This window comes from Variovorax sp. P4_B10, assembly GCF_056402375.1.
In genome coordinates, this window is sequence record NZ_JBFUHN010000005.1 from 46,283 (window position 1) to 66,713 (window position 20,431).

The window sequence follows — 20,431 nt, forward strand, 5'->3', positions numbered from 1 at the left end:
ATCCGGCAAGACTCGAAGCATAGAACGGTGCGGCGGCGGACGCCAGTGCCGGCAAGCCGGAAATTGCCGCGGCAGGTTCGCGGCGGCCCTGTCGCGCCTTTTGGGACGGTGACGTGCGCCCCCGGGATGCTCAGCAGCACGACGACCTCGTCTCCGTCCAGCTCAACCCACGACACCGTTTCGCGCGTGCAGCGCACTCGCCGCATCATCACGGCGGCTCAGGTGGCCCCGTCGGAGGGTTTCGCGGCCATGGAGGCGCCCGTGGTCTCGTTCCATCCGCCGCCCAGCGTCTTGTACAACGTCACAAGGTTGGTGAAGCGCGACAGGCGCGTGCCGATCAGGTTCTGCTGGGCGGCGTAGAGTGAACGCTGCGAGTCGAGCACGCTCAGGTAGCTGTCCACGCCCCGCCTGAAGCGGGCCTCCGAAAGCCGGTAGCTCTCCGTCGTCGCATCTGCCAGCGATTGCTGCGCGTCGAGCTGGCGCCCGAGCGTGCTGCGTTGCGCCAGCGCATCCGAGACTTCGCGGAACGCCGTCTGGATCGCCTTCTCGTACTGCGCCACCGAGATGTCGCGGCTCACCGTGGCGATCTTGAGGTTGGCGCGGTTGGCGCCGCCATCGAAGATCGGCAGCGTGATCTGCGGCGCGAAGCTCCAGCTGCCCGAGCCGCCCTTGAACAGGCCCGAGAGTTCGCTGCTCGACGTGCCGGCCGACGCCGTGAGGCTGATGCGCGGATAGAAGGCTGCGCGCGCCGCGCCGATGTAGGCATCGGCAGCCTTGAGGTCGCGTTCGGCCTGCAGGATGTCGGGGCGGCGCTGCAGCAACTCCGAGGGCAGCCCCGGCGGGATGGTGGCCATCGGGCTCGCGGACGCTGCCGCGCCGTCCGGCAAGGCCTGGGGCAGCAGTTCGTCCGGCACTTCGGCGCCCACGAGCAGCACCAGCGCATTGCGGTCCTGCGCCACCTGCGAGGTGTAGCGTTCGACGTCGACGCGTGCGGCATCCACGCTGGTTTGCGCCTGGCTCAGCGTGAGCGCGGACGCCACGCCCAGCTCGAAGCTGCGCTGGTTGAGGCGATAGGAATCGCTTTGGCTCTGCAAGGTGTCGCGTGCGAGCTTCAGCCGGTCCTGGTCGGCTGCGAGCGTGAGGTAGCTGGTCGCCACTTCGGCCACCAGGGTGATCTGCGTGCTGCGGCGCGCCTCGGCGGTGGAGAGGAACTGCTGCAGCGCCTGCGCGCTCAGGCTTCGCACGCGGCCGAACAGGTCGATCTCGTAGGAGCTGAATCCGAGCGATGCGCTGTACTGGCGGGCAGTGAGCGCCTCGCCGGTGGACGACAGGTCGGCCGGCGTGCGGCTGCCGCTGCCGCCGGCGCTGGCGTTGACGGTGGGGAAGAGCGCCGCGTCCTGCACCCGGTACTGGGCGCGGGCCTTCTCGATGTTGAGCACCGCAACGCGCAGGTCGCGGTTGTTGGCGAGGCTCATCTCGATCACGCGCTGCAGCGACGGATCGGTGAAGACTTCGCGCCAGCCGAGATCGGCGACGGGCATGGCGGCCGGGGCGGCGCCCGCGTCGCCGGCGAACTTGCCGGGCACGGGCGCTGCGGGCTGCTGGTAGGCGGGCATCAGGCTGCAGCCGGCCATCAGGGCCACGAGCGCGAGCGGTGTAAAGCGGAACAGGTTCATGACAGGCACCTCAGGATGCGGCCGCAGCCGGTTGTGCATGCGCGGCGGGCGCGGCGAAATCGCCTTGGTCCTTGCCCTTGAAGAGGCCACGCACCAGCACGAAGAAAAGAGGCACGAAGAAGATCGCGAGGAGGGTGCCGGACAGCATGCCGCCGATCACCGCCGTGCCCAGCGCATGCTGCGCGCCGGCCCCGGCGCCGCTGCCCAGAACCAGCGGCAGCACGCCGAGGATGAAGGCCAGCGATGTCATGAGGATGGGGCGCAGCCGCAGTCGCGCCGCTTCCAGCGCGGACTCGACCAGCTCCTTGCCCTGCGCGTGCAGGTCTTTCGCGAACTCGACGATCAGGATCGCGTTCTTCGATGCGAGGCCGATCGTGGTGAGCAGGCCCACCTGGAAATAGACGTCGTTCATCTTCCACGTCAGGATCGCGCCGACCAGCGCGCCCAGCACGCCGAGCGGCACCACCATGATCACCGAGAACGGGATGGCCCAGCTCTCGTAGAGCGCGGCAAGGCAGAGGAACACGATCAGGATCGACAGCCCGTACAAGAGGCCGGTCTGGCCGGTCGAGGCCTTCTCCTGGCGCGACAGGCCGGTCCATTCGTAGCCGATGCCTGGCGGCAACTGCGCGACCGCCGCTTCCACGATGGCGAGCGCCTCGCCGCTCGATGCGGACCCCGGCATTGCCATGCCCAGGATTTCCACGGAGGGGACCCCGTTGTAGCGCTCCAGGCGGGGCGAGCCGGAGCTCCAGCCCGCCTTGGCGAACGAGGTGAAGGGCACCATCGTTCCGGCGCTGTTGCGCACGTACCAGCGGTCGATGTCCCCGGGCAGCATGCGGTACTGGGCATCGGCCTGCAGCATCACCTTCTTCACGCGGCCCTTGTCGATGAAGTCGTTGACATAGCTGCTGCCCCATGCCGCCGAGAAGGTGTCGTTGATGTCGGTCATCGAAAGACCCTGGGCCTGTGCCTTGTGCGGATCGATCTCCAGCCTGAATTCGGGCGTGTCTTCCATCCCGTTGGGGCGCACGGCCACCAGGCGCTTGTCCCTGGCCAGCGTGGCGAGCAACTGGTTGCGCGCCTGCATCAAGGCCTCGTGCCCGAGGTTGGCACGGTCCTGCAGCATCAGGTCGAAGCCGGTCGCGTTGCCGAGCTCCGCCACGGCCGGCGGGGCGAAGGCAAACACCTTCGCGTCGCGGATCGTGTTGAAGAAGGTGCCGGCCTTCGCCGCCACGCCCGTCACGCTCAGCGCTTCGCCCTTGCGCTCGTCCCAGGGCTTGAGCTTGATGAAGGCGAAGCCCGTGTTCTGCCCGCTGCCCGCGAAGCTGAAGCCCGCCACCGTGAAGATGCCCGAGACCGCATCCTTCTGATCGACCAGGAAGTGATGCTCCACCTGGCGAATCACTTCTTCCGTGCGCGCGTTCGTCGCGCCCGGCGGCAGCTGGACCAGCGCGAACATCGTGCCCTGGTCTTCGTCCGGCAGGAAGCCGACCGGCAGTTTCATGAAGCCGAATACCACCGCGGCCAGCAGGACCGCGTACACGACCATGTAGCGCCAGCCCTTGCCCACCATGTGCCGCACGACACCCTGGTAGCGGTGGTTGCCGCGGTCGAAGCTGCGGTTGAACCCGCCGAAGAAGCCGGTGGTTGCCATCGCATGGCCCTTGGGCACCGGCTTGAGCAGTGTCGCGCACAGGGCCGGCGTGAGTACCAGCGCCACCAGCACCGACAGCGTCATGGCCGAGACGATGGTGATCGAGAACTGCCGGTAGATCACGCCCGTGGAGCCGCCGAAGAACGCCATCGGCACGAACACCGCCGCCAGCACCAGGGCCACGCCGACCAGCGCGCCGGTGATCTGGCCCATCGACTTGCGCGTGGCCTCCTTGGGTGAGAGGCCTTCCTCGGTCATCACGCGCTCGACATTCTCGACCACCACGATGGCATCGTCGACCAGGAGGCCGATGGCCAGCACCATCGCGAACATCGTCAAGGTGTTGATGGTGAAACCGAAAGCCGCGAGCACGCCGAAGGTGCCGAGCAGCACCACCGGCACGGCGATGGTCGGAATCAGCGTGGCGCGGAAGTTCTGCAGGAAGAGGTACATCACCAGGAAAACCAGCACCACGGCCTCGATCAGCGTGCGCACCACCTCCTCGATGGAGATGCGCACGAAGGGCGTCGTGTCGTAGGGCTTCTGCACCTTCATGCCCTGCGGAAAGAACTTCTCGAGCTCGGCCACCCGCGCGTCGACCGCCTTGACCGTGTCGAGCGCGTTGGCGCCGGCGGCCAGCTTGATGGCCAGGCCGGCGGCCGGCTTGCCGTTGTAGCGGCCGACCGTGTTGTACGACTCGCTGCCGAGCTCGATGCGGGCTACGTCGCGCAGGCGGACCTGGGCGCCGTTGGTCTGCGTGCGCAGGAGGATGTCTTCGAACTCCCGTGCGGTCTTCAGGCGCGTCTGCGAGGTGATGGTTGCGTTGAGCTGCTGGTTGCCGGCCGCCGGCATGCCGCCGAGCTGCCCCGCCGACACCTGCGCGTTCTGCGCCTGGATCGCGTTCTTCACATCCAGCGGCGTGAGGCTGAAATTGGCCAGCTTGTTCGGGTCGATCCATACGCGCATGGCGTACTGCGAACCGAAGAGCATGGTGTCGCCCACACCCTCGACACGGCTGAGGGCGTCCTGCACGTTCGCAGCCACATAGTCCGACAGGTCGGAGCCGTTCATGCTGCCGTCCTCGGAGGTGAAGGCAAGCACGTTCAGGAAGTTGGTGGCCGACTTCGTGACGGTGACGCCTTGCTGCTGTACCTCCTGCGGCAGCAGCGGCGTGGCAAGCGAGAGCTTGTTCTGCACCTGCACCTGCGCGGTGTCGGGGTCGGTGCCGTTCTCGAAGGTGAGCGTGATGGTGACCGAGCCCGACGACTCGCTGGTCGAGGCCATGTAGCTCAGCTTGTCGAGCCCCTTCATCTTCTGCTCGATGACCTGGGTGACGGTGTCCTCCAGCGTCTTGGCGGAAGCGCCGGGGTAGTTGGCAGTGATGGCGACGGCAGGCGGCGCAATGCTCGGGTACTGGGCGATCGGCAGGGTGGCGATGGACATGACGCCGCCCAGCATCACGATGATGGCGAGAACCCACGCGAAGATGGGGCGGTCGATGAAGAAACGTGCCATGACGGTCTCTCGCAATCAGTTGGCCGCGCTGCCGGGCTCGGAGGGCGCGGCCTTGGCGGTTTCGGTGCCCGGCTTGGACTTGGGACTCCATTGCACCGTCTTCACCTCGACGCCCGGCGTTGCGCGCTGCTGACCATCCACCACGAGCTTGTCGCCGGCCTGCAGGCCGCCGCGCACCAGCCATTGGTCGCCGATGGCGCGTTCGGTCTCGAGCACGCGCCGCTGCAGCTTGCGCTGGGCGTCCACCACGTAGGCCGTCGGCTTGCCGGTGCCGTCGCGCGACACCGCCTGCTGCGGCACCAGGAGCGCCTCTTCCTTCACGCCTTCCTGCAACACGGCGCGCACGTACATGCCGGGCAACAGGTCTGCATTGGGATTGGGGAACACCGCGCGCAGCGTGATGGCACCGGTGTTCTGGTCCACGGTGACGTCCGAGAACTCGAGCTTGCCTTCGAGCGGATACGCGCTGCCGTCTTCCAGCAGCAGCCGCACCCTGGCTGCATTGGCGCTGCTCTTCTGGAGGTCGCCGCGCGCCATCGCCTGCTTGAGCTGGAGCACCGCGGCGCTGGGTTGGGTCACGTCGACGTAGATCGGGTCGAGCTGCTGGATGGTCGCCAGCGCGGTCGACTGGCTGGCCGTGACCAGCGCGCCGGGCGTGACCGTCGACTTGCCGATGCGCCCCGAGATCGGCGCCTCGATGCGCGCATAGGCGAGATTGATGCGGCTCGTCTCGACATTGGCCTTCGCAGAGGCGACATCGGCTTCGCCTTGCTGCAGCGTGGCCGCGGCGTCGTCGTAGTCCTGCTGGCTCACCGCCTTGATGGCCACCAGTTCCTTGTAGCGCTCGGCCTTGAGCCGCGTGGTGCCGAGGCTGGCCTGCGCCTTGGCGAGCGCGGCGACGTTGCTGTCGTAGCTTGCCTTGTACGTGGCGGGATCGATCTGGTAGAGGGCCTCGCCGGCCTTCACATCGCTGCCTTCGCGGAACTTGCGGGACTTCACGATGCCTCCGACCTGCGGCCGCACGTCGGCGATGAGGAAAGGCACGGTGCGCCCGGGCAGTTCGGTCGTGATGGCCACGCGCTGCGGCTGCACCGTGACGATGCCGACTTCAGGAGTGCCGGGCGCTGGCGGCGGACCGCCCGGTGGCTTGCCGCAGGCGACGAGCATGCAGGTGGACGCGAGGGCCGCGGCAAAGGTCAGGCCGTAGGCGAGAGGGGGGCGCATTGCGATTCTCCTGAAGAAGGGCGACCGGGCCGTAAGGTGTCCGGGCTTTGATTAACTAGACAGTGCTGTACTGAAATGTATTTTGACTTCCAGCCGCTTGTCAATCAATAATGAACAGTCTTGTATAGAAATAAGGAGATGTGAGATGCGGGTCAAGACCGAAGCCAAGCGCGAGGCCATCGTCCAGGTGGCATCGGAGGTCTTCAGGGAACTGGGGTTCGAGGGGGCCTCGATGGTGGAGATCGCCGCACGCGTGGGCGGTTCGAGGGCAACGCTCTACGGGTACTTCAGCTCCAAGGAGGAACTGTTCGTGGCCGTGATCCACGCTGCCGCGAAGAGTCACTTCGAGCCGATCTTCGCGGCGCTGGGTCAGGAGGACGACGACGACCTCGAGCGCGTGCTCCAACGTTTCGGCGAGAAGGTGCTGGCCGTGGTGTGCTCGCAAGAGCTCATCCAGGCGCACAGGGCCGTGATCGCCGAGGCCGGCCGCAGCGACATCGGGCGGCTTTTCTTCGAGGGAGGCCCGAGGAAGGGCCTCGAGGAGTTGGGAGGATTCCTGGAACGACAGATGCGCAAGGGCCGGATGCGGACGGCCGACCCGTACGTGGCGGCGGGCCATCTGACCGCGCTGCTGGACTCGGAAACCGTCAGGCCGAGTCTTCTCGGCATGCAGGGGCCGTTGACCCGGAAGGATCTGCGAGAGGCGACGCGCCGCGCCGTGCAGGTGTTCCTTGGTGGCTACGCATCGGCCAGCAAGCCTGCGGAATGACGGTGGATGGAGGCGCCTCGTGCACGCATCCCGATCGGCAGGCCCGCTCACATGAAATTCGGCATCAGGGCAAAGCTCTTCCTGTTCGTTCTGCTTGCCTGCGCTGCCGTGGTCGTGGTGCAGGCCGTCGCCGCGCGGCTCGTGATGGAGCGTGGTTTCCTGGGCTACCTCAACCAGCAGAGCCGGACGCGGATGGAGGAGATCGTTCCACGCCTGGAGCAGGCCTATGCCATTCGTGGCAGCTGGGACTTCTTGCACTCTGATTTCCGGGAGTGGGTGAACCTGGTGTTGCCCTTTCTCCGCGAAGCGGGGGGTGATGCTGCGCCTCGGTTGGCGGCTTCCGATCAGACTGGCGCACTTGCACGCGTGGGCCTGCTGGACGCGGAGATGCGCCGCGTGGTCGGCAATCCGGACGTCAACGCGGATTCGATCCGTGTTCCCGTCGTGGTTGGGGGACGCACAGTGGGTTGGGTCGCGACGGTGCCGTTCGAGGCTGTGCTTCCGAAGAATGACAAGCGCTTTCTCGAACACCAATTCACCGCCTTGACGATGGTCGGGCTCGGATCGATTCTTGTGGCGGCCTTGCTGACATTCATCCTGGCGCGCGCTCTGTTGCGGCGGGTTCGCGATATGGCCCGGGCCACGCATCGCCTGGCCGCAGGAGACTTCGCGTCGCGTATTGCGGATGGAGCCCATGACGAGCTCGGCGCGCTGGCGCGTGACTTCAACCACATGGCGCAGACGCTGGAGCATGCCGACCGGGCAAGGCGAGGCTTCATGGCGGACATTTCCCATGAATTGCGAACGCCGCTGGCGGCGTTGCGAGCGCAACTCGAGGCCATTCAGGACGGCATCCGTTCATCCTCGATCCAGTCGACGAACGCCATGCACATGGAGGTCGAGCGGCTCGGCAGGCTGGTCAACGACCTTCACGATCTGTCGCTGAGCGATGTCGGTGCAATGGCGTACCGGCGGGTCCCCATCAATGTGGTCACGGTGCTCCGGGCGGCGGCCGAAAGCATGCAGCGGCGGCTCGACGCGGCGTCGCTGCAGTTGGTACTGCAGGTCGCACAGGTGCCGCTGACGATCAGTGGCGACGAGGCACGCTTGCACCAGTTGTTCGGCAACCTGCTCGAAAACTCGCTGCGCTACACGGACGGTGCCGGCATGGTCCGTGTGGACTGCGCCCGGCACGGCGCCACCGCGCTCATCGTCATCGAGGACAGTGCGCCCGGCGTGCCGGACGACAAGATGGAGAAATTGTTCGAGCGCTTCTACCGTGTCGAACAGTCGCGCAACCGCGCCACCGGTGGAAGCGGCCTGGGATTGGCAATCTGCCGCAACATCGCGCAAGCCCATGAAGGCCGCATCACTGCCTCGGCGTCGCAATGGGGCGGACTTCGCATGGCGATCGAACTGCCGCTGATCTGACATGCAGGTGGCAGGCATAACGCGCCCACGGCGTCAATGCCGGGACCCCGCATCGACACCGCGGCCCGGCGCGTTTCACGGAACTCCCACACGGACTTCACCCTGACTTCACTGGGGTCACGCACACTGCCTCTCGACAGCGGTTCGGCGCTGGTAGAGGCGGGGAGAAAAAAACCGCTCAGGGACTCGCCTCGATGCCGACCGCTGTCACCCTCCATACCCAGGCTTGCAGGTGGCGCTCCTGCGCCTGGAATCGAGGGGGAGCCTACTGCGCCGCGACCTTCACGAACACCGGGTTCGAGTAGAACCACAGGTCGCTGTAGTTGCGGGCATTGATGGCGTTGAAGCGCGCCACGTTGTCGGTGCCGGTCGTCTGAGCATCGAACAGCGGTTCGCCGCCGGCGGTTTCGTTGGGCACGTCGGCCCCCAGGTTGGTGCCCCGCAGGCGGAAGTACTGGTTGCTGCTGGCCTTCACGGTGTAGCTCACCGCGAAGTAGCCCTCGGCATCGAGCTTCCAGTCGTTGCGCGTGAAGCGCTTGAGCACGCGGGTCGACGGGTTGGTGTCGCGCGAATAGCCGGGGGTGCCCGGCTTTTCGGGGCCGGTCACGTCGCCCGCGATCAGGTCGATGTGGTCCACCACCGGTTTCACGTTGGCGAAGACGCCGCTGCCGAGCTGGAACTCGAAGTTGTTGCGCTCGGGGCTCTTGAAGCGGATGGTGATCTTCAGGTCCTCGTCCGGCCTGGCCGCCACTTCTGAACCCATCTCGCCCGCGCCCTTGGCGCTCTGCACCTTGAAGTCGAGCGCATCGATCAGCCCGCCATTGACCGCGAAGAGCTTGCCCGAGCGCATGGCCGCGAGCAGCGATTTCGGGTCCTTGATGTCGCCCCACAGGTGGTTCTTGGCGTATTCACCGGGTGCGTAGCCGCTGCTGTACTGGCCCTGCGAGGTGGTGAAGTGATAGTCGGAATCCGCCACGTTCCAGATGTGGCGGCCTTCGGAAAGCAGCGCGTCCCAGGTGCCGCCGAGCTTCGCGACGAGGTAGTCCACGCCGCCGTAGGTGCGCGAGGGCAGGTTGGCCGGGCTGTAGGCGCTGTTGTAGCCGCCGCGGTCGGGCTCCATCTGGTTGCCGACCATGCCTTCGAGCGAGAACACGATGTTCGGTGCGGCGTCGTTCATCTCGCGCAGCTGGGCGATCGTGTATTTGCCCGGGTTGCGCGAGGGATGGTTGATCTGCAGGTAGCTCGTGTCGGGGTAGTTCTTCTTCAACCAGGCGATGGCCTTGAGCACGTCCGCATGCGTGGAGAAGGCCCGTGCATCCTGGGCATTCCATGCGGCCACATCGGCGGCCGGGAACAGCGCGGGGTCGCGGTTGGTGAAGAGGTATTCGAACTGGCTCGCGGCCTTGAGCGCGGCATCCGACATCGGGTTGTCGGTCAGGATGCCGATGTTGCCGTGGTCGTGGGTGGGCATGTCCCATTCGAAGGACGAAAAGATCGTCTTGTCGGCGTACTTCCCGCTGGCCTGCAGCGCCTTGATGCGCGGCACCTCGTACTTCGCCATGCCCAGCGAGAACGGAATCTGCGCCGGCAGCCTGTTGCCGTCGTTGTCGTAGGAAGACAGGCGCAGGTGGTTGGAGATCGCGGCCCAGTCGAGGCCGAACCGGTCGAAGGCCTTGGCGAGCACCTGGTCCAGCGTGGAGATCTGCTGCGTGTCGTCCGACTGCATGGTGTGGATGTGCAGGTCGCCGATGGTCCAGCGGCCGGCCGGGGGCGGAGCGACCGGCTCGACGGGCGGCGAGGGCGTGGTTGTGGGCGGCGCAACGGTCGCCGGCGTGCCCGGGGTGTTCGGCGCCACGGGAAAGAAGGCCGTGCCGTTGGAACTGCCGCCGCCGCAGCCGGCCAGCATCAGCGTGCCGAGGGCGAGGGTGGACAGGAGCGAGCGGGGAAGGGGGAGGACTGTCGGGAGGATGGACATGGCGGAAGAAAAAAAGGATGACGGATGCCTGAAATGCATCCGCCGGAGCGAGCCGCCGAGTCTGGGATTTCGCCGTGACGCCACGATGAAAGCGAAACGAAAGTTCACGTGTGCACCGTGCGTGGATGTTTATCGCCCCGCGAGGGGGCCCAGCCGCGCTTCCGCTCTATAAACTGTGCCGATCCATGAATTCCAGCGAGCCCTTCCCCACCTTCACCGCTTCCGTCGACGGTGAGGCGTTGTCGCGCACGGTCCGCACGGAACAGCTCGTGGTGGTACGCCGCAGCGTGCTGTCGGCCATTCCGATCAACATCGTGCTGAGCTGCACGGCCGCGCTGGTGGCCCTGAATTCGGGCCGGGTGATCGTTGGGCTGTGCTGGCTGATGCTGTCGCTGGCGGTGAACGGCGCGCGCATCGTCATCAGCCGCCGGCCGTTCGCGCTGCCGGAGGGCGTGGCGGTCGACAGCAACGTCGCCACCTCGCCGACGGGCCGGCCGGTCGAGTGGCACCTGCGGATCGCGGTGGTCTCGGCCCTGGCCTCGGGCTGCGTCTGGGCGCTGATTCCGGTGCTGTCCGACGGGTATACGTCGCCGCAGACAGTGTTCTACCTGACGGTGGTGTGCGGCATCTGCGCGGGCGCGGTGACCTACGGCATCGCCTACGCCTTCGTGCCGATCTGCTTCATCACACCGGTCCTGCTGTCGGTCATGGGCTGCCTGGTGTATGCGGGGGGCTTCGACAACCTGAGCCTGGCGGCGATGGTGCTGGTGTACCTCGCGGCGCTGGTGCGCAGCGCGTTGCAGAGCGATCGGGTCTTCCGCGAAGGCAGCCGCCTGAAAAACGAGGCGACCGCCATGGCGGCGCAGTTGCGCCAGGTGCATGGGCTGTCGCTGGAGGCGACGCAGCAGCTGTCCTTTCGCGCCTCGCACGACGCGCTCACCGGCCTGCTCAACCGCGAGGGTTTCACGGAAGCCGCCTCGCTGCACCTGACCGCGCCCGACGGCCGGCAGCATGGCCTGCTGCTGCTCGACCTCGACGGCTTCAAGGCGGTCAACGACGCCTTCGGCCACAAGGGCGGCGACCGCGTGCTGCAGGACGTGGCGGCCTGGCTGCAGCGCGAGCTCACCGACCTGCAGCCGGTCCTGGGGCGCTGGGGCGGCGACCAGTTCGCCGTGCTCTACGACCTCCAGCCGCAACGGCGTGCGCCGGCGGCCGTCGCCGAGGCGCTGATCGAGGCGACGCCCTCCGCCACGGCCTCCTACGGCGGCCAGTTCGGCGTGAGCATCGGCGTCCTGGTGTCGGGCGACGCCGAGATCGCAGACATGATCAGCTTCGCCGACGAGGCGCTCCACGAAGCCAAGCGCGCCGGGCGCAACCGCTACCAGCTGTTCGACGAAGCGCTGAACCTGCGGCTGGCCACGCGCCGCGATGTCGAGCGCGACCTGCTGACCGCCATCGAGGAGCGCGACATCGGCGTGTGGTACCAGCCCATCGTGAGCTGCGACGGCAGCAAGATCCACAGCCTCGAGGCGCTGATGCGCTGGCACCATCCGCGCCACGGCCGGATCGCGCCGGAGGACGCGGTGTTCGCCGCCGCCAACACCGGCATCGCCGAGACGCTGCTGCGCCACCTGGTCGACGAGGTCTGCCTCGGCATGCGGAAGCTGGAGCAGGCGGGTTCGCCGCTGGCGCGCGTGCCGGTGGCCATCAACGTCTCGCCGCGCGAGATGGCGCAGCTGGCCGTCGACGACATCGTGCTGGGCATGCTGGAGGCGCGCGGCATCGCGCCGAACCGGCTGCAGATCGAGATCACGGAAGAGGTGGCGCTCGACACCCATGCCACGCGCACCCGGCTTGCGGCGCTGGCGGCCGCGGGGGTGGCGATCGTGGTCGACGACTTCGGGGTGGGCTACTCGTCGCTCGCCTCGCTGCGCGGCGAGTACGTGCGCCAGGTCAAGATCGACCGCAGCTTCATCACAGGGCTGCCGACCGTGCCGGGCAACGTGGTGCTGGTGGATTCGATCATCCAGCTGGCGCGCTCGCTGAACCTGCAGGTCGTGGCCGAGGGCGTCGAGACGGAGGGAGAGCTCAATGCGCTGTGCGCAATGGGCTGCCCGCTGGTGCAGGGCTACTTCCTCTCGCTGCCGGCACCGCTGGCCGATGTGGACGCGTGGGCCGCGCGGCGCCGGCGTGCGCTCACCACCGGCGCGCGCTGACCGCCGGGTGGGCGGGGGTCAGGCCAGCAGGTCGCCGAGCGTGCGCGCGATCACCTTGGTGGCGCGGCGCAGGTCTTCGAGCACCACCCGCTCGTCGCTGCGCTTGGCATGCGACTCGAGCACGGTGCGCGGGCCGGCGCCGTAGATCACGCCGGGAATGCCGGCTTCGCCATAGAGGCGCACGTCGGTGTACAGCGGCGTGCCCATCGCCTTGATCGGCTCGCCGAACAGTTCCTGGCCGTGCTTCTGGATCGCGTCGACCAGCGGCTTGTTGCCGGCCAGCGGCTTCATCGAGTTGGCCAGCAGCAGGCGCTTGATCTCGACCGTGATGCCGGCGCCGTCCGTTCCAAAACTGGCCGCCGCATCGGCGATCACCTTGCGGATCGCCGCTTCGACCTCGACCGGGTTCTCTTCGGGGATCATGCGGCGGTCGAGCTTGAACACGACCTTGCCGGGCACCACGTTGGTGTTGGTGCCGCCTTCGATGCGGCCCACGTTGAGGTACGGGTGCGTGATGCCCTCGACCTTCGACGTCACCTGCCGGTAGAGCGTGTTCTGCGCGTAGAGCGCGTTGAGGATCTTCACCGCGCCTTGCAGCGCATCGACGCCGGTGGTCGGAATGGCCGCGTGGGCCATCTTGCCGTGCACCGTCACTTCCATCTGCAGGCAGCCGTTGTGGGCGGTGACCACCTCGTAGCTGAAGCCGGCCGCGATCATCAGGTCGGGCTTGGTCAGCCCCTTCTTGAGCAGCCAGCCCGGGCCGAGGATGCCGCCGAATTCTTCGTCGTAGGTGAAGTGCAGCTCGACGCTGCCCTTGGTCGGCCTGGCGACGGCTTCGAGTGCGCGCAATGCGAAGGTGAAGCTGGCGAAGTCGCTCTTGCTCACCGCGGACGCGCGGCCGTAGAGGCTGCCGTCGGCGATCTCGCCGCCGTACGGGTCGTGCGTCCAGCCTTCGCCCGGGGGCACCACGTCGCCGTGGGCGTTCAGCGCCACGGTGCGGCCACCGTCGCCGTCCTTGCCGTACTTGCGGCGCACGATCAGGTTGGTGATCGATTCGAGGCCGTAGTCCTTCACTTCCTGTGCGGGCACGGCGTGTTTCTCGGCCTCCAGGCCGAAGTCCTTCAGCAGCTCGGCGGTGCGCTCGGCGTGCGGCGCGTTGTTGCCGGGTGGCGTGTCGGTGGGCACGCGCACCAGTTGCTGCAGGAACTGCACTTCTTCGTCGAAGTGGGCGTCGATCCAGGCGTCGAGCTTGGCGTAGTCGGTCATGGTTTTTCTTTTCAGTGAGCTTGTTCGGCGGCGAGGTTGTCCAGCAGCAGCTGGAAGGCCTGCACTGCGAGCTGGATGTCGTCGTTGGTGCTCGATTCGAGCGGGTTGTGGCTGATGCCCGAGTTGATGCCGCGCACGAAGAGCATGGCCTGCGGCATCACCTCGTGCAGCTTCATCGCATCGTGGCCGGCGCCGCTGGGCATGCGGAAGAGCGGGATGCCGAGGGCGTCCACGGCTGTCTCCCAGCGCTGCTGCCAGGCGGGTGCGCTCGGCGCGGCGGCGGCGCGCATGGTTTCTTCGAGCTCGTAGCGAACGCCGCGGCGTTCGCAGATGTCCTTCAGCGCATTGACCACGTCGGTGGCCAGCGCATCGCGCTGCGCGTTGTTGGGCGCACGCAGGTCGAGGCTGAACTTGCAGCGGCCCGGCACCACGTTGATGGAGCCGCTGGGCACTTCGAGCATGCCGACGGTGCCGACGGAGTCGCCGTCTTTTGCGGCGCGCTGCTCGGTGTAGAGGATCAGCTCGGCCACCGCGGCGGCGGCGTCGCGGCGGCGGTCCATCGGCGTCGTGCCGGCATGGCTGGCGATGCCGATGACTTCGCCGACATAGCGCACGCTGCCGTTGATGGAGGTGACGATGCCGAGCGGCAGGTCGAGCTCGGTCAGCACCGGGCCCTGCTCGATGTGCACCTCGACAAAGCCGAGGTAGCGCGCCGGATCGCGCTGGATCTTCGGAATGTCTTCCTGCTTCAGGCCCGCATGCTGCATGGCCTCGCGCATCGTGATGCCGTCGGCATCCTTCTGGTCGAGCCAGCGTTGATCGAAATGGCCGATGAGCGCACCCGATCCCAGGAAGGTGGCCTTGTAGCGCTGGCCTTCTTCTTCTGCGAAGCCGACGACCTCGAAGGCGAAGGGCAGGCGCTTGCCTTGCCGCTTGAGTTCGCGCACGCAGGCCATCGGCACGAAGATGCCCAGGCGCCCGTCGTACTTGCCGCCGTTGCGCACGGTGTCGTAGTGCGAGCCGGTGAGGAGGGTTTTCGCATCCGGCGTCGCGCCAGAACCTTCGATGAAGCCTGCTGCTTCATAGCGGCCGACCACGTTGCCGACGGCGTCGATGTGCACGGAGTCGAAGCCTGAGGAGCGCATCAGGCCCGAGATCTGCGCGGCGCAGGCGCGGTGCGCATCGGTCAGGTAGGTGACGGTGAGCTGGCCTTTCTCGGCATAGCCGGGGTCGGTGTGCACCGAGAGCGCTTCCTGCCAGTCCCACACGTCGTTGCCGAGCGTGATGTCGGCGGCGAACTTGTCGTCGAGGCGGATCTCGGCGATGCGGTGGATGTTGCGCAGCGCTTCGCCGAGCTCGAAGGCGGGGTGGTTGTACAGCCGGCGCTCGAAGGTGTCGATGATCTCGCGCTTGGCGAGGCCGGTGCCGCGCGGCCCGCGCACCGCGAGGATGAACGGAAAGCCGAACTTCGCGTTGTAGTCGGCGTTGAGCTTCTGGATCTTCGCGAACTCTTCGGGCGTGCAGTCGGTGAGGCCGGCCTTGCTCTGCTCGTTGGTCGATTCGGCCGTGAGCGTCTTGCTGACCATGGCCTTGCCCGCGAGCTCGGGGTGGGCGCGGATCAGGCCGATCTGCTCGTCGGCCGACGACGCGGCCAGCGCCTGCACCAGTGCATGCTTGAGGTGTGCGAGCGAGCGGAAGGGGCGTGCAGCCAGCGCGCGCTGGGCGATCCAGGGCGAGTGCTCGTAGATGCCGTCGAGCAGCGCGACGGCTTCGGCCGGCACCGCGGCGTTGAGTTGGGCGATGGTGAGGCTCATGATACGGCTCCGGCTTCAAAGGGGTGCGCCTGCTTCCAGTGGCGCGCAATGTCGATGCGCCGGCAGACCCACACGCGGTCGTGCTGCGCGATGTGGTCGAGGAAGCGCTGCAGCGCCGTGATGCGGCCGGGCCGACCGAGCAGGCGGCAGTGCATGCCGATGCTCATCATCTTCGGGCTGTTGTCGCCGCTCGGGTCGCCTTCGGCGTACAGCGCATCGAAGGTGTCCTTCATGTACTGGAAGAACGGGTCGGCGTGCGAGTAGCCCTGCGGCAGCGCGAAGCGCATGTCGTTGCAGTCGAGCGTGTAGGGCACGATGAGCTGCGGCACCACGCTGCCGTCGGTCTTCTGCACTTTCATCCAGAAGGGCAGGTCGTCGCCGTAGTAGTCGCTGTCGTATTCGAAGCCGCCGTAGTCGGCCACGAGGCGGCGCGTGCGCGGGCTGTCGCGGCCGGTGTACCAGCCCAGGGCGCGTTCGCCGGTGAGTTTCTCGATGGCTTCCATGCCCAGGCGCATGTGCTCGCGCTCGGTGGATTCGTCGAGGTTCTGGTAGTGGATCCAGCGCCAGCCGTGGCAGGCGATCTCGTGGCCCAGCGCCTTGAAAGCGGCGGTCAGCTCGGGGTAGCGCTCCAGCGCCATGCCCACGCCGAACACGGTCAGCGGCAGGCCGCGCTTCTCGAACTCGCGCAGGATGCGCCATACGCCGGCGCGCGAGCCGTACTCGTAGATGCCTTCCATGCTGATGTGGCGGTCCGGAAAGCTGGCCGGATTGAACATCTCGGAGAGGAACTGCTCGGAGCCCGCGTCGCCATGCAGCGTGGCGTTCTCGCCGCCCTCTTCGTAGTTGAGGACGAACTGCACCGCGATGCGCGCGCCGCCGGGCCACTGGGCGTGCGGTGGGTTGCGGCCGTAGCCGACGAGGTCGCGCGGGTAGGGCAGGGTGGTGTCGTAGACGGTCATGGTGTGGATCAGGACAGCGCGAGGGAGATGTCGTTGGTCGGAACCTTGCGGTCGAAGGTCAGGTTGGCCTCGACGTGTTCCAGGTGTTCGGTCATGAGGCGCACGGCGCGCTCTTCGTCGCGCGCGGCCAGCGCCTTCACGATGTCGGCGTGCTCGTCGTTGGAGTGCTCGGCCGCGCTGGTGCTCTGGTACATCAGCGTGATGAGGGCGCAGCGCGAGATCAACTCGCCGAGGATCTGTGCCAGCACCTGGTTGCCCATGAGCTCGGCCATGCGCACGTGGAAGTCGCCGAGCAGCTCGGTGCGGCCCGAGATGTCCTCGCCCGATACGGCCGACTTTTCCAGCGCGACGTGTTCCTTGAGCGCCTTGATCTTGGCGGGCGTGACGGTGCGCACGAACTCGCGCGTCATCTCGGCCTCGAGCATGCGGCGCACGGCGAACACCTGCCTGGCCTCGTCGACGGCGGGCGCGGCCACGAAGGCGCCGCGCGCGGGCTCGAGGCGAATGAGTTTGTTCTGCGAGAGCTGGAACAGCGCCTGCCGCACCAGCGTGCGCGACACGCCGAAATGATCGGCCAGCTTCTGCTCGGCGAGTTTGGTGCCGGGCTGAAGCCGGTGCTCGACGATGGCCTTGGTCAGGGCATCGACGATCGAACGGGTGGTGGAGGACTCCATGTTTTTCATGATAGACCCAAAGCCGGTAACTGTATACACTTTTGTCCACCGGAATTTCCCGCACCCGATCCCCTCTTTGAAGGAGCGCCCCATGGGCCTGAGCACTCACGTACTGGACACGATGCACGGCGGCCCCGCTGCCGGCATGGAGGTGGCGCTGTACACCACCGACGGCGACGCCGCGACGCTGGTGAAGCGCTTCACGCTGAATTCGGACGGCCGCAGCGACGGGCCGCTCTACGACAACGACTCGCTGAAGGCCGGCACCTACCGGCTGGTGTTCGACGTGGCGGGCTACTTCAAGACGCGCGGCGTGAAGCTGCCGGAGCCCAATTTCCTGAACAAGGTCTCGCTGGATTTCGGCGTGGCGCACACCGACCAGCACTACCACGTGCCGCTGCTCGTCAGCCCGTGGAGCTACTCCACGTACCGCGGGTCTTGATGTCAGTCGCCTTGCTGCTGCCCTTCGGTGAGGGTGTCCAGCTGGAAGCGCCCGCTCTTGTCCCAGAGCCAGGTGTCGGTCCATGTCACCGCGCCGAGGCGGCTGGCGGCGGGGAAGGGCGCGGCCTTCAGCACCATGCGCTCGATCTCGGCGATGACCTCGGGCGCATGCTTGGGTGCGCGCAGCCAGTGCATCGACAGCACCTTGCCGCCGGCATCGAGGTGGACCTGCAGGGTACCGACCGCATAGAGCATCGGCGGCAGCTGGCCACTGTAGATGCGCGACCTGTTGGCGTCGTAGATGTGGCGCGCTGCGTCGCGGCGGTAGTCGCGCGCATTGGCCGCATTCGATCCGCGCGACACCGGGGCGGCCGCACCCTGTTCGGCCTTGGCCGCGCTCAACTGGCCGGGAACGGTCCCGGGGCTCCCGCAGCCGGCGAGCCAGAGTGCGGAAATGACGGATGCCGCCAGGGCAAGGCGGCGCGGCGTAAGCTGACGATTCATCGATGGGTTTATACCGTGAGTCCTCGCGGGCCCGGCAACCGAAGGTATCGGCAATGAGCGGTGCGGTCGATCAACTGCTGGCGCGTCTCCGAAAAGAAGACGCGGTGCTGGTGCGTGTCGAGTCCACGCAGGGCTCGGCGCCGCGCGAGGCCGGCACCTGGATGGCGGTGTGGGCCGAAGGCCTCACGGCCACCATCGGCGGCGGCCAGCTCGAGTTCCAGGCCACGCAGGAAGCGCGCGAGCTGCTGGCCGGCAAGCGGACCATCGACGGCATCCGGCGCTATCCGCTCGGCCCCAGCCTGGGCCAGTGCTGCGGCGGCGTGATGTTTCTTTCGTACCGTCGCGTCACGGCGGCCGATGCACCGGCGCTGCAGCGCGAACTGGTCGCGCAGCTCGAGCCGGTGGCGCTGTTCGGCGGCGGCCACGTGGGCGCCGCGCTTGCGCGCCTGCTGGCCGCGCTGCCGTTCTCGGTGCGCTGGATCGACAGCCGCGACGGCGTGTTCCCCGATGCGCTGCCCGCGCAGATCGACACCGAGCATTCCGAGCCCGTGCAGGACGCCGTGGCCGCGCTCGCGCCGGGCAGCCGCGTGCTGATCATGAGCTTCAGCCACGCCGAAGACCTCGACATCGTCATCGCCTGCCTGAAGCGCCTGCGCACGCACGGCGACCTGCCGTACATCGGCCTGATCGGCAGCAAGACGAAGTGGGCCACCTTCAGCCATCGGCTCGAAGCCCGCGGCTTCAGCGCCGACGAGCTGGCCCGCATCACCTGCCCGATCGGCGTGCCCGGCATCACCGGCAAGGAGCCCGAGGTGATCGCGGTCGCGGTGGCGGCACAGTTGTTGCAATCGCTGGGCTGAACAGGGTTTTCCCGGCGGCGACGCCCCAAAAAAGCATCCCGCCCTTTGCCAAAACTGTATACACTTTCGGTCCACAACAAGCCGCAGCGGAGCGAGGCCCAATCCACGGAGCCTGCGTTCGCGGCACTTTCTCTGCTTACAGCGCCCGCAGTGGTGAGCAGGCTGAAATCCCTTGGCGACGCCCCCATGCGCGCACAGGGCTGAGAGAGAGCACATGGAAAGCTACTACCTCGACTGGGCCAACCTGCTGCTGCGCTGGGTCCACGTCATCACCGCCATCGCCTGGATCGGCGCCTCCTTCTACTTCGTGATGCTGGACAACAGCCTCGAGAAGCCGCAGGACCCCGAGTCGCTCGACAAGGGCGTGGGCGGCGAGCAGTGGGCCGTGCACGGCGGCGGCTTCTACAACATGCAGAAGTACACGCTGGCGCCCAAGAAGCTGCCGGACCATCTGCACTGGTCGTACTGGGAGAGCTATTCGACCTGGATCACCGGGTTCGCGCTCTTCACCATGTCGTACCTGTGGAACGCGAGCACCTACCTGATCGACAAGTCGAAGATGGACTGGCAGCCCGGCGCCGCCATCGGCGTGGCGCTTGCTTTCTTCGTCGTGTTCTGGATGGTCTACGACGGCATCTGCCAGATCTTCGGCCGCCGCAAGAACGGCGACACCATCGTCGGCGTGCTGATCGCGATCTTCATCGTCTTCGCGACCTGGCTGGCTTGCCAGTGGTTCGCGGGCCGCGCGGCTTTCCTGCTCGTGGGCGCCATGATGGCCACCACGATGAGCGGCAACGTGTTCTTCTGGATCATCCCGGGCCAGCGCAAGAACGTGCAGGCGCTGCGCGAAGGCCGTCCGGTCGATCCGGTGCACGGCCAGCGCGGCAAGCAACGCAGCGTGCACAACACCTACTTCACGCTGCCCGTGCTGTTCGCGATGCTGAGCAACCACTACAGCTTCACCTACACGCACAAGTACAACTGGATCGTGCTGCTCTTGATCATGCTCGGCGGTGCGGCCATTCGCCAGTTCTTCGTGGTGCGCCACCGCTTCAAGCTCGGCAACGCGGGCAATCCGCTGCCCTATGCGCTGATCGGCATCGTGGTGCTGGGCCTCAGCATCGTCTGGATGAAGCCCGAGCCGGCTGCCGCGCCCGTGGCCGCCGCGGCGGCGCCCGCCGTGGCGTACAAGGACGTGCAGAAGGTGCTGGAGCAGCGCTGCTTCATGTGCCATGGTGCGGCCGTGCAGATGAAGAACGTGCGCGTCGATACGCCCGACCAGGTGACGGCGCATGCGCAGGCGATCTACCAGCAGGTCGTGGTGACCAAGATCATGCCGATGAACAACGCGACCGGCATCACGGACGACGAGCGTGCCCTCATCAGCCGCTGGTTCCAGGCCGGCGCAAAGACAAACTAGACCGCGGTCAAGAGGGCGGGCCACCGCTCC

The 20,431-nt window shown here is 67.1% G+C and carries 15 protein-coding genes; 6 read left to right on the forward strand and 9 right to left on the reverse strand.

From position 1 onward, the window contains the following. Positions 1–218: 218 nt before the first annotated feature. Genes adeC through AC1DXX_RS04160 form a run of 3 tightly spaced genes read right to left on the reverse strand, consistent with a single transcriptional unit; the run spans position 219 to position 6,072 of the window. Positions 219–1,676: an AdeC/AdeK/OprM family multidrug efflux complex outer membrane factor gene (gene adeC / locus AC1DXX_RS04150; RefSeq protein ID WP_478132898.1), complete on the reverse strand. Its 1,458-nt coding sequence runs from the start codon at positions 1,674–1,676 to the stop codon at positions 219–221. Positions 1,677–1,686: 10 nt separating this feature from the next. Next, positions 1,687–4,848, reverse strand: coding sequence for an efflux RND transporter permease subunit (locus AC1DXX_RS04155; protein WP_478132899.1), 3,162 nt, complete (start codon positions 4,846–4,848; stop codon positions 1,687–1,689). Positions 4,849–4,863: 15 nt separating this feature from the next. Beyond that, a complete protein-coding gene (locus AC1DXX_RS04160; RefSeq protein ID WP_478132900.1) occupies positions 4,864–6,072 on the reverse strand; it encodes an efflux RND transporter periplasmic adaptor subunit in 1,209 nt (402 codons plus the stop codon). 145 nt (positions 6,073–6,217) lie between these two features. Here AC1DXX_RS04160 and AC1DXX_RS04165 point away from each other — a divergent pair, with 145 nt between their 5' ends. After that, positions 6,218–6,841 (forward strand): TetR/AcrR family transcriptional regulator, encoded by a 624-nt coding sequence (locus AC1DXX_RS04165; RefSeq protein ID WP_478132901.1) that lies wholly within the window; start codon positions 6,218–6,220, stop codon positions 6,839–6,841. A 51-nt stretch (positions 6,842–6,892) separates the two neighbouring features. Further along, positions 6,893–8,272 (forward strand): sensor histidine kinase efflux regulator BaeS, encoded by a 1,380-nt coding sequence (gene baeS, locus AC1DXX_RS04170; protein WP_478132902.1) that lies wholly within the window; start codon positions 6,893–6,895, stop codon positions 8,270–8,272. Positions 8,273–8,537: 265 nt separating this feature from the next. Here baeS and AC1DXX_RS04175 read toward each other — a convergent pair whose 3' ends face one another. Then, complete coding sequence (locus AC1DXX_RS04175) at positions 8,538–10,247, reverse strand: CehA/McbA family metallohydrolase domain-containing protein (protein ID WP_478132903.1); 1,710 nt, start codon at positions 10,245–10,247, stop codon at positions 8,538–8,540. A gap of 185 nt (positions 10,248–10,432) precedes the next feature. On the opposite strand from AC1DXX_RS04175, the gene AC1DXX_RS04180 reads away from it, so the two are divergent. Beyond that, positions 10,433–12,463: a putative bifunctional diguanylate cyclase/phosphodiesterase gene (locus tag AC1DXX_RS04180; RefSeq protein ID WP_478132904.1), complete on the forward strand. Its 2,031-nt coding sequence runs from the start codon at positions 10,433–10,435 to the stop codon at positions 12,461–12,463. Between the two features lie 18 nt (positions 12,464–12,481). Here AC1DXX_RS04180 and AC1DXX_RS04185 read toward each other — a convergent pair whose 3' ends face one another. From AC1DXX_RS04185 to AC1DXX_RS04200, 4 genes are read right to left on the reverse strand one after another with little or no spacing between them, the layout of a single operon-like run. Continuing rightward, on the reverse strand, positions 12,482–13,729 hold the full coding sequence (locus tag AC1DXX_RS04185; RefSeq protein ID WP_478132905.1) for a M20 family metallopeptidase: 1,248 nt from the start codon (positions 13,727–13,729) through the stop codon (positions 12,482–12,484). Positions 13,730–13,740: 11 nt separating this feature from the next. Beyond that, positions 13,741–15,543 carry a 2-oxo-4-hydroxy-4-carboxy-5-ureidoimidazoline decarboxylase gene (uraD, locus tag AC1DXX_RS04190; RefSeq protein WP_478132906.1) on the reverse strand — a complete coding sequence of 601 codons (1,803 nt, stop codon included), beginning with the start codon at positions 15,541–15,543 and terminating at the stop codon, positions 13,741–13,743. After that, the gene (puuE, locus tag AC1DXX_RS04195) at positions 15,540–16,502 is read right to left on the reverse strand and encodes an allantoinase PuuE (protein WP_478132907.1); all 963 of its coding nucleotides are present in this window, start codon (positions 16,500–16,502) and stop codon (positions 15,540–15,542) included. The genes uraD and puuE overlap by 4 nt, the downstream gene beginning before the upstream one ends. A gap of 8 nt (positions 16,503–16,510) precedes the next feature. Next, positions 16,511–17,176 carry a GntR family transcriptional regulator gene (locus AC1DXX_RS04200; RefSeq protein ID WP_225612662.1) on the reverse strand — a complete coding sequence of 222 codons (666 nt, stop codon included), beginning with the start codon at positions 17,174–17,176 and terminating at the stop codon, positions 16,511–16,513. 91 nt (positions 17,177–17,267) lie between these two features. Here AC1DXX_RS04200 and uraH point away from each other — a divergent pair, with 91 nt between their 5' ends. Beyond that, entirely contained in the window at positions 17,268–17,618 is a 351-nt protein-coding gene (gene uraH / locus AC1DXX_RS04205; protein WP_478132908.1) for a hydroxyisourate hydrolase, read from the forward strand. Positions 17,619–17,620: 2 nt separating this feature from the next. Here the strand turns inward: uraH and AC1DXX_RS04210 are convergent, their stop codons facing one another. Further along, positions 17,621–18,121 (reverse strand): hypothetical protein, encoded by a 501-nt coding sequence (locus AC1DXX_RS04210; protein ID WP_478132909.1) that lies wholly within the window; start codon positions 18,119–18,121, stop codon positions 17,621–17,623. Between the two features lie 53 nt (positions 18,122–18,174). Between AC1DXX_RS04210 and xdhC the strand changes: the two genes are divergently transcribed. Both xdhC and AC1DXX_RS04220 read left to right on the forward strand, forming a co-directional pair. Continuing rightward, complete coding sequence (xdhC, locus tag AC1DXX_RS04215; RefSeq protein WP_478132910.1) at positions 18,175–18,981, forward strand: xanthine dehydrogenase accessory protein XdhC; 807 nt, start codon at positions 18,175–18,177, stop codon at positions 18,979–18,981. A gap of 214 nt (positions 18,982–19,195) precedes the next feature. Further along, positions 19,196–20,401, forward strand: coding sequence for a urate hydroxylase PuuD (locus AC1DXX_RS04220; RefSeq protein WP_478132911.1), 1,206 nt, complete (start codon positions 19,196–19,198; stop codon positions 20,399–20,401). Positions 20,402–20,431: the final 30 nt, after the last annotated feature.

Bases quoted from the DNA above. Each gene is read 5' to 3' on its own strand.
- AC1DXX_RS04200 (WP_225612662.1), bottom strand. From the start codon at position 17,176: ATGGAGTCCTCCACCACCCGTTCGATCGTCGATGCCCTGACCAAGGCC.
- AC1DXX_RS04185 (WP_478132905.1), bottom strand. From the start codon at position 13,729: ATGACCGACTACGCCAAGCTCGACGCCTGGATCGACGCCCACTTCGAC.
- AC1DXX_RS04165 (WP_478132901.1), top strand. From the start codon at position 6,218: ATGCGGGTCAAGACCGAAGCCAAGCGCGAGGCCATCGTCCAGGTGGCA.
- AC1DXX_RS04175 (WP_478132903.1), bottom strand. From the start codon at position 10,247: ATGTCCATCCTCCCGACAGTCCTCCCCCTTCCCCGCTCGCTCCTGTCC.
- AC1DXX_RS04220 (WP_478132911.1), top strand. From the start codon at position 19,196: ATGGAAAGCTACTACCTCGACTGGGCCAACCTGCTGCTGCGCTGGGTC.
- AC1DXX_RS04210 (WP_478132909.1), bottom strand. From the start codon at position 18,121: ATGAATCGTCAGCTTACGCCGCGCCGCCTTGCCCTGGCGGCATCCGTC.
- xdhC (WP_478132910.1), top strand. From the start codon at position 18,175: ATGAGCGGTGCGGTCGATCAACTGCTGGCGCGTCTCCGAAAAGAAGAC.
- AC1DXX_RS04160 (WP_478132900.1), bottom strand. From the start codon at position 6,072: ATGCGCCCCCCTCTCGCCTACGGCCTGACCTTTGCCGCGGCCCTCGCG.
- AC1DXX_RS04180 (WP_478132904.1), top strand. From the start codon at position 10,433: ATGAATTCCAGCGAGCCCTTCCCCACCTTCACCGCTTCCGTCGACGGT.
- uraD (WP_478132906.1), bottom strand. From the start codon at position 15,543: ATGAGCCTCACCATCGCCCAACTCAACGCCGCGGTGCCGGCCGAAGCC.
- baeS (WP_478132902.1), top strand. From the start codon at position 6,893: ATGAAATTCGGCATCAGGGCAAAGCTCTTCCTGTTCGTTCTGCTTGCC.
- adeC (WP_478132898.1), bottom strand. From the start codon at position 1,676: ATGAACCTGTTCCGCTTTACACCGCTCGCGCTCGTGGCCCTGATGGCC.
- puuE (WP_478132907.1), bottom strand. From the start codon at position 16,502: ATGACCGTCTACGACACCACCCTGCCCTACCCGCGCGACCTCGTCGGC.
- uraH (WP_478132908.1), top strand. From the start codon at position 17,268: ATGGGCCTGAGCACTCACGTACTGGACACGATGCACGGCGGCCCCGCT.
- AC1DXX_RS04155 (WP_478132899.1), bottom strand. From the start codon at position 4,848: ATGGCACGTTTCTTCATCGACCGCCCCATCTTCGCGTGGGTTCTCGCC.